Source organism: Streptomyces sp. PsTaAH-137 (assembly GCF_003259365.1).
Taxonomy (GTDB): domain Bacteria; phylum Actinomycetota; class Actinomycetes; order Streptomycetales; family Streptomycetaceae; genus Streptomyces.
In genome coordinates this window covers 1-9,441 of the sequence record NZ_QLLY01000039.1, presented here as the reverse complement: position 1 = coordinate 9,441, position 9,441 = coordinate 1, and the positions used below count along the sequence as shown (strand labels likewise).

Annotated in this window: 11 protein-coding genes and 2 rRNA genes; 8 read left to right on the top strand and 5 right to left on the bottom strand. The window is 72.2% G+C overall.

What is annotated here, in order from left to right; genetic code table 11:
* Together K377_RS40110 and rrf are read left to right on the top strand one after the other, a co-directional pair.
* A 23S ribosomal RNA gene (locus K377_RS40110) occupies positions 1–84 on the top strand; the annotation flags it as partial.
* Between the two features lie 89 nt (positions 85–173).
* Positions 174–290: ribosomal RNA gene (rrf, locus tag K377_RS40105) — 5S ribosomal RNA — on the top strand.
* Between the two features lie 47 nt (positions 291–337).
* Here the strand turns inward: rrf and K377_RS40100 are convergent.
* From K377_RS40100 to K377_RS40090, 3 genes are all read right to left on the bottom strand, one after another.
* Complete coding sequence (locus tag K377_RS40100; RefSeq protein WP_111668586.1) at positions 338–1,135, bottom strand: maleylpyruvate isomerase family mycothiol-dependent enzyme; 798 nt, start codon at positions 1,133–1,135, stop codon at positions 338–340.
* Between the two features lie 41 nt (positions 1,136–1,176).
* On the bottom strand, positions 1,177–2,058 hold the full coding sequence (locus K377_RS40095) for an AraC family transcriptional regulator (RefSeq protein WP_111668585.1): 882 nt from the start codon (positions 2,056–2,058) through the stop codon (positions 1,177–1,179).
* A gap of 98 nt (positions 2,059–2,156) precedes the next feature.
* Positions 2,157–2,912 carry a DeoR/GlpR family DNA-binding transcription regulator gene (locus K377_RS40090; protein ID WP_111668584.1) on the bottom strand — a complete coding sequence of 252 codons (756 nt, stop codon included), beginning with the start codon at positions 2,910–2,912 and terminating at the stop codon, positions 2,157–2,159.
* Between the two features lie 58 nt (positions 2,913–2,970).
* Here K377_RS40090 and K377_RS40085 point away from each other — a divergent pair, with 58 nt between their 5' ends.
* Both K377_RS40085 and K377_RS40080 read left to right on the top strand, forming a co-directional pair.
* A complete protein-coding gene (locus tag K377_RS40085) occupies positions 2,971–3,396 on the top strand; it encodes a DUF4406 domain-containing protein (protein WP_111668583.1) in 426 nt (141 codons plus the stop codon).
* Positions 3,393–4,070, top strand: coding sequence for an NUDIX domain-containing protein (locus K377_RS40080; RefSeq protein WP_111668582.1), 678 nt, complete (start codon positions 3,393–3,395; stop codon positions 4,068–4,070). Before K377_RS40085 ends, K377_RS40080 begins: the two co-directional genes overlap by 4 nt.
* Here K377_RS40080 and K377_RS40075 read toward each other — a convergent pair.
* Positions 4,060–4,962, bottom strand: a complete 903-nt coding sequence (locus K377_RS40075; RefSeq protein ID WP_111668581.1) for an aldo/keto reductase — start codon at positions 4,960–4,962, stop codon at positions 4,060–4,062. The two genes, K377_RS40080 and K377_RS40075, sit on opposite strands and share 11 nt — an antisense overlap.
* A gap of 75 nt (positions 4,963–5,037) precedes the next feature.
* Between K377_RS40075 and K377_RS40070 the strand changes: the two genes are divergently transcribed.
* From K377_RS40070 to K377_RS40055, 4 genes are all read left to right on the top strand, one after another.
* Positions 5,038–5,394, top strand: coding sequence for a hypothetical protein (locus tag K377_RS40070; RefSeq protein ID WP_111668580.1), 357 nt, complete (start codon positions 5,038–5,040; stop codon positions 5,392–5,394).
* A 61-nt stretch (positions 5,395–5,455) separates the two neighbouring features.
* A complete protein-coding gene (locus tag K377_RS40065; RefSeq protein WP_111668579.1) occupies positions 5,456–5,863 on the top strand; it encodes a MerR family transcriptional regulator in 408 nt (135 codons plus the stop codon).
* A 5-nt stretch (positions 5,864–5,868) separates the two neighbouring features.
* Positions 5,869–6,189 (top strand): thioredoxin, encoded by a 321-nt coding sequence (trxA, locus tag K377_RS40060; RefSeq protein WP_111668578.1) that lies wholly within the window; start codon positions 5,869–5,871, stop codon positions 6,187–6,189.
* Positions 6,190–6,320: 131 nt separating this feature from the next.
* A complete protein-coding gene (locus K377_RS40055; protein WP_111668577.1) occupies positions 6,321–8,570 on the top strand; it encodes an AAA family ATPase in 2,250 nt (749 codons plus the stop codon).
* A 59-nt stretch (positions 8,571–8,629) separates the two neighbouring features.
* Here the strand turns inward: K377_RS40055 and K377_RS40050 are convergent.
* Positions 8,630–9,441 (bottom strand): alpha amylase C-terminal domain-containing protein (locus K377_RS40050; protein ID WP_181512765.1); only part of this gene is annotated, 812 nt, incomplete at its 5' end.

Sequence of the window (9,441 nt, the reverse complement as noted above, 5' to 3'; positions counted from 1 at the left end):
TAGACGACTGGGTTGATAGGCCGGATCTGGAAGCACCGTGAGGTGTGGAGGTGACCGGTACTAATAGGCCGAGGGCTTGTCCTCAGTTGCTCGCGTCCACTGTGTTGGTTCTGAAACCACGAACAACCCCATGCCATGGTCACGGCGTGGTGCGGTTGTCAGTTTCATAGTGTTTCGGTGGTCATAGCGTGAGGGAAACGCCCGGTTACATTCCGAACCCGGAAGCTAAGCCTTACAGCGCCGATGGTACTGCAGGGGGGACCCTGTGGGAGAGTAGGACGCCGCCGAACAAATTTTGAGAAAGCCCCCGTGCCATTGGCACGGGGGCTTTCTGCGTTTACTGGGTTGCGGTGGTCAGGCAGGCGCGGAGTTGTGTCAGGGCTTCCTCCGGGCCGGATGCCGTGAGCCGGGACGGTTCGTCCGTGGCGCGGCGGTTCCACAGGTCGCGCAGCAGTGCGGGCGGTGCCGCGGAGAGGGTGAGGTCGGCCGGGGCGTCGCCTGTTCCGTCCTCCACCGTGAAGCGGGCCGGTGCGATGGTGACGCGCCAGGCCGCCGCCTTCGTGCCCAGGGCGTGGATGTCCACGGTCCGGGCGGGGGAGTCGGCGAGAGTGTCCGTGAAGTAGTCCGGCCACTCCGACACCGCGTACGCCGTGAAGACCTTCAGGAGTTCGTCGATGCCGTCGACCGCCAGGTCCTCGGGGACCGGGGCGACCTCCACTCCCGCGGCCAGCTCGGCGTCGATGCGGTGGATCACCGTTTCCTGAGCCATGCGGCGGATCCAGAAGCCGACCGTCTGGTCCGGCGCGTACCAGCCGCCGGCCGGGTCCGCGGGGCCCCGGGTCGTCAACTCCTCGCGCAGATCGGCGTAGGCCCGGTCGAGGAGAGCGAAGGGCTCGGCGTCCGCCGTGCCCTTCGGGGGCCACTCGGACTCCGCGCCCTCGCGGATCGCGTGAGTCTTGTCGACGTAGACCTGGCCGACGTGCCGTACCAGCTCGGCGACGGTCCAGTCGGGACAGCTCGGCACCGTCGCGCCCGGATCGGCGGCGGTGGCGACGGAGCGCAGGCGGTCGAAGTCGGCGGCCAGACAGTCGAGATACCGCGCCGTGGACAGAGGGACGTGTACGTCGTGAGTCATGGCGTCAACGTAGCGGGCCCCACTGACAATCAGCCGGTGACTTACTCGCGTTCCACCGGGAGCCACAGTTCCGCTTCCGCCGTCGGGCCGTCCGGCGACTGAGAGAGGTGGGTGCGCAGCAGTTCGGGGCCGGGGCGGGTGCGGTACGGGTTCGACGGGAACCACTCGGTGTAGACGTCGCTCCACAGCCGCTGGATCGCCTCCGGTGCCGGGCCCGATGTCGTGAACACCGCCCAGGTGCCGGCCGGGACCGCCAGCGTGGGCAGGGACTCGGGAGCCGGAGTGCCCGCGGGGACGGCCACCGCCTGGTAGTAGTCGAGTTCGCTCCCCTCGGCCCGGCCGGGGTCGAGGTCGTCGCAGACCGCGAGGACGCCCTGCGGCTCCCCGCCGGTGCGTTCCGACAGCTGCTTCAACTCCTCCAGGACACCGCGGTCGATGCCGCGGACGAACTCCTCGATCGCCGTGTTCGGCCCCAAGTAGACCAGCGGTACACGGGCCTTGGGCCCGACGACCGTGAACTCGGGGCGGTCCAACACGCGGTAGCGCATGCTGCTGTTCCCTTCGACAGTGAGACGGAAGGCGAGCCGGGGCTGGGAGACGAGCGCGGCGCCCGTCCTGCGGGCCTCGCCGGGGCCGATCCCGTGCAGCGAGTGGAACGCTCGGGCGAACGCCTCGCCCGAGCCGTACCCGTACCGCACGGCGATCGTCAGCAGCGGCTCGCGGTCCGCGAGGACGTCGGCGCCCGCGACGGTCAGCCGCCGCCGGCGCACGTACTCCGACAGCGGCATCCCGGCGAGCGCCGAGAACATCCGCCGCAGGTGGTACTCCGATGTGGCCGCGATCCGGGCGAGCTCCGCCACGTCGAGGTCCTCGTCGAGCCGCTGCTCGATCCGGTCCATGGCCTGATTGAGGCGGTCCAGCACACCCGGCTCCGTTCCCTTGCTCGATCCTTGTGCCCTCACGCTAGGAGCGGGCGAGGGGGCCGGGCCCGACATCCTGTGCCCGATCCGGTCGGGTCCCGTCAGGCCGTCAGGACCTCCACGCCACTCGCCGTCAGCTCTTCGATCACCGCGTGCCCGGGGCCGGCGTCCGTGATCACGGCGGTGACGTCCTCCCAGGGCAGCACCCGGTACCGCGACGCCGTGCCGATCTTCTCGGACGAGGCCAGGACGTAGGTGTCCGCCGCCCGGGCCGCCAGGGCGCGCTTCATCGCGGCCTCCTCGGCATCGCCCGTGGTCAGACCCGCCTCCGGGTGGACGCCGGTGACACCGATCAGGCACAGGTCCGCCGACACGTTCTGCGCGGCCTCCACCGCGGCCGCGCCGCAGGTCACCGCCGAGTGCTTGAAGACGCGGCCGCCCAGCAGGAACAGCTCCGCCCGGGGATGGTCGAGCAGGGCCGTCGCGATCGTCGGGCTGTGCGTGATCACCGTGCACCGAAGGTCCGGCGGCAGGTGGCGGGCGACCGCGAGCGCCGTCGTACCTCCGTCCAGGATCAGGGCGCTGCCGGGCCGCACCAGCGCGGCCGCCGCCGCGGCGACCTTCTGCTTGCCGTCGGGGGCGACGCTCGCGCGTGTGGCGAGGTCCGCGACCGCGGGGGAGGCGGGGAGCGCTCCGCCGTAGACCCGCTGGCACAGCCCCTCGGCCGCGAGGTCGCGCAGGTCGCGGCGGACGCTGTCCTCGGAAATGCCCAGGTCGGCGGCGACGTCCTTGGCGACGATCTTTCCCTCGCGGGCGAGCAGGCCCAGCAGGTGTTCGCGGCGTTCGGCAGCCAGCATCCGTAGTCTCTCCTGTTCTTGCGTGGTTGTGCACGTTCTGCATGTATCGTAGCGCGGCATGAACGATCAGCACTCCCCGCAGGCCGCCACCCTCGACCGGCCCCTCCTCGTCCTCATCGCCGGTCCCTACCGCTCGGGCACCGGCGGCGACCCCCGCGCCATGGCCGCGAACCTCGCCCGCCTCGAAGAAGCGGCCTGGCCCGTCTTCGCCGCGGGGCACCTTCCGATGATCGGCGAGTGGGTCGCGCTGCCCGTGCTGCGCTCCGCCGGAGCCGGGCCCACCGACCCCCTCGCCGACCAGGTGCTCTACCCGACCGCCGAGAGGCTGCTCGCCCGGTGCGACGCCGTGCTGCGGCTGCCCGGGGAGTCGGCCGGCGCCGATCAGGACGTGGCCATCGCCCGCCGCCGCGGCCTGCCCGTCTTCCACGACGTCGCCGAGATACCGCGCGCGGCCCGGCCGGAGACCTCGCGGGAGACCGCGTGAGCGCGACCCCCGGGCGCCCCGGCGTCGACGTCCCCGACCACCGCGGCCGCACCGGTCTCGACCGTGCCGGACGCGGCCTCGACCGCAATCCCTCTGTCGTGGTCCGGGACGTCGAGCTGACCTCGCGGGGCTGGCACGTGCTGCGCCGGACCACCTTCGACTACCGGCGCCGCGACGGCAGTTGGGAGACCCAGCAGCGGGAGACGTACGACCGGGGGAACGGCGCGGTCGTGCTGCCGTACGACGTCGAGCGCGGCCGGGTTCTGCTCACGCGGCAGTTCCGCTACCCGGCCTACGTCAACGGCCACCCCGACGGGATGCTCGTCGAGGCTGCGGCCGGGCTGCTCGACGGCGACGACCCGCTCGCGGCGATCCGGCGCGAGAGCGCCGAGGAGCTGGGCGTCGTGCTCGGGCCGGTCACGCCCGTCGCCGAGATCTACATGAGCCCCGGCTCGGTCACCGAGCGGCTGCACTTCTACGCGGCGCCCTACACCCCGGCGGACCGCACCGGCGCCGGTGGCGGTCTCGCCGAGGAGGGGGAGGACATCGAGGTGCTGGAACTGCCCTTCGCCGATGCCCTCGCCATGGTGCGGGACGGACGCATCGCCGACGGCAAGACCGTTCTGCTGCTCCAATGGGCCGCGCTCGACGGCCCGTTCGCCGTCAGCCGGTGACGGTGCCCAGTGCCCGTACCTCCTGCGGAGTGAGCCGGATCGCGGCCGCCGCCACGTTCGGGGCGACGTGATCCGGGTCGCCGGTGCCGGGGATGGCGAGGACGTGCGGGCCCTGGTGCAGGGTCCAGGCCAGCCGGATCTGGGCGGGGGCCGCGCCATGGGCGGCGGCGGTCTCCGCGAGCGCGGCGACGGCGGTCGTGTCACCGGCCGCGCCTTCGTGCCCGCCGCGGCCCGCGATCGCGAAGAACGGCACGAAGGCGATGCCCGACTCGGCGCACACGCGCAGCAGTTCGGCGTCGCCCGGCCGGGTCCTGCCCAGGCCGAACGGGTTCTGCACGCACACGACCGGCGCCTCCTTCCGCGCCGCGGCGAGGGCCGCCGCGTCCACGCCCGAGACCCCGATGTGCCGGATCAGGCCCGCGTCCCGCAGCCGGGCCAGCTCACCCACGTACTCCGCGATGTGCGGTGAAGTCCGGTCGTTCACCCGCATGTTGACGACGTCGAGGCGGTCGCGGCCCAGCTGGCGCAGGTTCTCCTCGACGTCGCCGCGCAGTTCGTCGGGGCGGGCCCACTCCGCCCAGGCGCCGGCGCGGTCGCGGCGCGGGCCGACCTTCGTGGCGATGACCAGGTCCTCGGGGTACGGGGCGAGCGCTGCGTTGATGAGTTCGTTGGCCGAGCGTCGGGCGGAGAAGTAGAAGGCGGCCGTGTCGATGTGGTTCACGCCGAGGTCCACGGCTCGGCGCAGCACGCGGATCGACCGCGCGCGGTCGGCGACGGACGTGTTGTCGAAGGCGATGGGGCCGGGCAGCCGCATCGCCCCGAGGCCGATGCGGCGGACCGGGAGGTCGCCGCCGAGGAGCCAGGTGCCGTGGTCGCCGTCGCTGCTGTTCATTTCTCTCCTTGTTGAGTACGTCAGGTGAGTAGGGATGCTCAGGTGCGGGCACCCCTCGTCGGGTGTGATGGGGTCATGACCCAAGACCTCGCGGCCCCCGCCGATCCGGACTCCCGGCAGTGGATCGCGCCGCTGATCTCGACGCTGGCCACGCTGCCGGGCGCGTTCTTCGCCTACCTGTTCGCAGGGCTGTCGGGGATGGCCTGCGACTCCTGCGTCGACGCCCGGGCCGACCGGTTCGACTCCAGCTTCGACCGGGCGTTCACCGTCTTCGGGTGGGGTCTCGTCCTGTCCCTGGTGGTGCTCGCGGTGTCGTGGATGCTGCCGTGGCAGCGCCGGTTCGCCCCCTGGCGGATCGGCCTCGCGGTGGCGGCGCCGTTCCTCGTGGTGTTCTCCGGGATCGCGTTCGGCGGGCTCGTCGACTGGCCCTGAGGCCGGCTTCGGCCGCCCGGGGCTGGCCCTGACGTCAGGGTCAACGTTTACCGTCGTAGGCATGCGCATCGGAGAGCTCGCGGACCGCGCCGGGGTGACCCCGCGGACGCTCAGGTACTACGAGTCGCGCGGGCTGCTGCCCGCCCGGCGCGGTGGGAACGGCTACCGGACCTACGACGAGGACGACCTGCGGGCGCTGCGGCAGATCCGCACGCTCCAGGACTTCGGGTTCGACCTGGAGGAGACCCGGCCCTTCGTGGAGTGTCTGCGGGCCGGGCACCCGGAGGGCGACTCGTGTCCGGCGTCGCTCGCCGTGTACCGCAGCAAGCTCGCCGAACTCGATTCGCTGATCGGCGAGTTGAGCGCCGTACGGAACACGGTCGGTGCGCAGCTCGCGCGCGCCGAGCGGGCCATGGACGCGCTGGCCGCGGAGGACGACTCCGCGCCGCGCTGCGAACTGAGGGAGTGAACGCGATGGCGTTTCGGGACGTGACCGACGCGGACTTCGACAAGCAGGTCGTCAAGGCCGACCGGCCGGTACTGGTGGAGTTCACCGCCGAGTGGTGCGGGCCGTGCAAGCAGCTGGCCCCGGTGCTGCGGGCCGTGGCCGAGGAGGAGCAAGAGCGGCTCGACGTCGTGGCGATCGACGTCGACCGCAACCCGGACACGGCCGTGAAGTACGGCGTGCTGTCCATGCCGACGCTGATGGTCTTCAAGGACGGGGAGCCCGTGTGGTCGCGGGTCGGCGCCCGGCCGAAGCGGCGCCTGCTGGAGGAATTGGCCGAGGCCCTGTGAATACCCGGGTGAATTGATCCGCGGGTTGGAATGAAGCCCCGCCCGGGGTATATTCGGTGTTTCTGTGTGCCCACAGAAAAGGCCCCTCACTGGGGGCCAACTAAACACACCGTACCGGGCAGGGAGCAGTTTTGTCAAGCCGGGAATCCGCCGTATCCGAGAAGGAACTTCAAAAGGAACAGGAATTCATCGACCGGCTCTATGCGCGCGTCGACGCGCTGCGCGGCGAGGCCGCCGACTCGGTCACGAACGCCCTGACGCCGGTCGGCACCGGCCAGCAGGCCCGTCTTGAGCGGGACCTGCTGGTCGTGGAGCGCTCCGGGCTGCTCGCCGCGCTGAACGCGGTGGACGGCTCGCTCTGTTTCGGCCGGATCGATCTCACGAACGGCGTCGCGCATCACATCGGGCGTCTCGGAATTCGCGCGGACGACACCGAGCACACGCCGATTCTCATCGACTGGCGTGCGCCGGTGGCCCGCCCCTTCTATCTCGCGACCGGGCACACGCCGATGGGCCTGCGCCGCCGCCGGCATCTCACCACCGAGGGCCGGACCGTCACCGAACTGCACGACGAGATCCTCGACCTCGGGGACGACGAACGCACCGGCTTCGAGGACCCCTCCGGTGACGCCGTGCTGCTGGCCGCGCTGAACTCCGCGCGCACCGGCCGCATGGGCGACATCGTGCAGACCATCCAGGCCGAGCAGGACCGGATCATCCGCCACGACCACCGGGGTGTGCTGGTGGTCGAGGGCGGTCCCGGCACCGGCAAGACCGCCGTCGCCCTGCACCGCGCCGCGTTCCTGCTGTACGAGCACCGGGAGCTGCTCGCCAAGCGGGCGGTGCTGATCGTCGGCCCCAACCCGGCGTTCCTCTCCTACATCTCCGAGGTGCTGCCCGCGCTCGGCGAGACCGGCGTGCTGCTCGCGACCGTCGGCGAGCTGTTCCCGGGCGTCCACGCCACCGCCGCCGACACGCCCCGGGCCGCCGCCGTGAAGGGCGCGCGGGAGATGGCCGACGCGCTCGCCCTCGCGGTCCGCGACCGCCAGCAGCTCCCCGAGCCCGGCGCGCCGCTGGTGATCCGGCACGACGACGGCGACCTCATCCTCGACTGGGAGATCGCCTACGAGGCGCGGCAGGCGGCCCGGGACACGCTGCTCCCGCACAACCTCGCCCGCCCGACCTTCGCCTTCCACGTCCTGGACGCGCTCACCGCCCAGCTCGCCGAGCGGATCGGCGCCGACCCGTACGGCGGGCCGAACTTCCTGGGCGCCGACGACCTCGCCCAGCTCGGCAAGGGCGTCGCCGCGAGCGCCGACGTGCACGCCGCGATCGCGGACCTGTGGCCGAAGCTCACGCCGGAGGAGTTCGTCGCGGACTTCCTGGCCGACCCCGTCCACCTGCCCGACGACGCGGCCGCCACCATCCGGCGAGAGGTCACGGGCCCCGCCGACTGGACGCCCGGCGACGTGCCGCTGCTCGACGAGGCCGCCGAACTCCTCGGGCACGACGACTCCGCCGAGCGGGCCGCCGCCGAGGCCGCGCGCCAGGAGCGGATCGCCTACGCGCAGGGCGTCCTCGACCTGTCCAAGGGCTCCGAGTCGTACGAGTTCGAGGACGAGGACGAGTCCGAGGTGCTGGCCGCGCACGACATCGTCGACGCGGACCGGGTCGCCGACTGGTACGAGGAGGAGGACCACCGCAGCGCGGCCGAGCGGGCCGCCGCCGACCGGACCTGGGCGTTCGGGCACATCATCGTCGACGAGGCGCAGGAGCTGAGCCCGATGGCGTGGCGGCTGCTGATGCGCCGCTCGCCCACCCGCTCCATGACGCTGGTCGGCGACCCCGTGCAGACCAGCGAGGAGGCCGGGGTCGGATCGTGGGCGGACATCCTCGCGCCGTACGTCGAGGACCGCTTCGAGCACACCCGGCTGGGCGTCAACTACCGTACGCCGAGCGAGATCATGGAGCTCGCGGCGGCCGTGGTCCGCGCCGAGCACCCCGGCTTCGAGCCGCCGTCGTCCGTGCGGTCGACGGGCGTACGTCCTTGGGTGCGGGCCACCGACGACCTGCCCGCGGCCGTGGCCGCGGCGGTCGCCGAGCTCACCCCCGAGGAGGGCCGGCTCGCCGTGATCGCCCCGCGCGAGCTGCACGACGACATCGCGGCGAAGGTGCCCGGGGCGACGGCGGGCGACGCCCCGGACCTGACGCACACGGTCGTGCTGCTCGACCCGCGGCAGGCCAAGGGCCTGGAGTTCGACTCGGTGCTCGTCGTCGAGCCGGGCCGGTACGGGACGAGTGACCTGTACGTGGCGCTGACCCGGGCCACCCAGCGGCTCGGCGTGCTGCACACCGGCGAACTCCCGCAGGCGCTGCGCTAGTTCACCGACGGTGTGGTGGCCGGGCCGTCCGGGGGAGCGGCCCGGCCACCGCGCGTGCGTCAGGCCGGGCGGAACCAGACCGTGGCGAGCGGCGGCAGCGTCAGCCGCACGCTGGCCGGGCGGCCGTGCGCCGGAACGTCGTCCGGCTTCACCGGCTCCGGGTTCGAGACGTCGCCGCCGCCGTAGCGGCCCCGGTCCGTGTTGAGCACCTCCTGCCAGGCCGGTACGGCGTCCGGGACGCCGAGCCGGTACTCGCCGCGCACCACCGGGGAGAAGTTGGACACCGCGAGCAGCGGTGAGCCGTCGGCCGCGCGCCGCAGGAACGCGAAGACGTTGTCCTCCGCCGCGTCACCGGCCACCCACTCGAAACCGGAGGGGTCGGTGTCCCGCTCCCACAGCGCGGGCGCCTCCCGGTAGACGGTGTTCAGATCCCGTACGAGGTCGCGCACACCGCGGTGGTCGGGCTCGGCCCCGTACGCAGGATCGAGCAGCCACCAGTCGGGGCCGTGGGCTTCGGACCATTCGGCGCCCTGGGCGAACTCCTGTCCCATGAAGAGGAGTTGTTTGCCGGGGTGGGCCCACATGAAGCCGAGGTAGGCGCGGTGGGTGGCGCGCTGCTGCCACCAGTCGCCGGGCATCTTGGAGACCAGGGAGCGTTTGCCGTGGACGACCTCGTCGTGGGAGATGGGCAGCACGTAGTTCTCGCTGTAGGCGTACACCATCGAGAACGTCATGTCGTGGTGGTGGTACTTGCGGTGCACCGGCTCGTGGCTCACATATTCCAGGGAGTCGTGCATCCAGCCCATGTTCCACTTCAGGCCGAAGCCGAGGCCGCCGTGGCCGCCGGGGCCGATGTCGTGGGTGGCGCGGG

What these genes read in the sequence shown, in the direction of transcription:
- K377_RS40085 (WP_111668583.1), top strand. Translation starts at nt 2,971, where the DNA reads ATGAACGATCAGCACTCCCCGCAGGCCGCCACCCTCGACCGGCCCCTC.
- K377_RS40075 (WP_111668581.1), bottom strand. Translation starts at nt 4,962, where the DNA reads ATGAACAGCAGCGACGGCGACCACGGCACCTGGCTCCTCGGCGGCGAC.
- K377_RS40070 (WP_111668580.1), top strand. Translation starts at nt 5,038, where the DNA reads ATGACCCAAGACCTCGCGGCCCCCGCCGATCCGGACTCCCGGCAGTGG.
- K377_RS40065 (WP_111668579.1), top strand. Translation starts at nt 5,456, where the DNA reads ATGCGCATCGGAGAGCTCGCGGACCGCGCCGGGGTGACCCCGCGGACG.
- trxA (WP_111668578.1), top strand. Translation starts at nt 5,869, where the DNA reads ATGGCGTTTCGGGACGTGACCGACGCGGACTTCGACAAGCAGGTCGTC.
- K377_RS40090 (WP_111668584.1), bottom strand. Translation starts at nt 2,912, where the DNA reads ATGCTGGCTGCCGAACGCCGCGAACACCTGCTGGGCCTGCTCGCCCGC.
- K377_RS40100 (WP_111668586.1), bottom strand. Translation starts at nt 1,135, where the DNA reads ATGACTCACGACGTACACGTCCCTCTGTCCACGGCGCGGTATCTCGAC.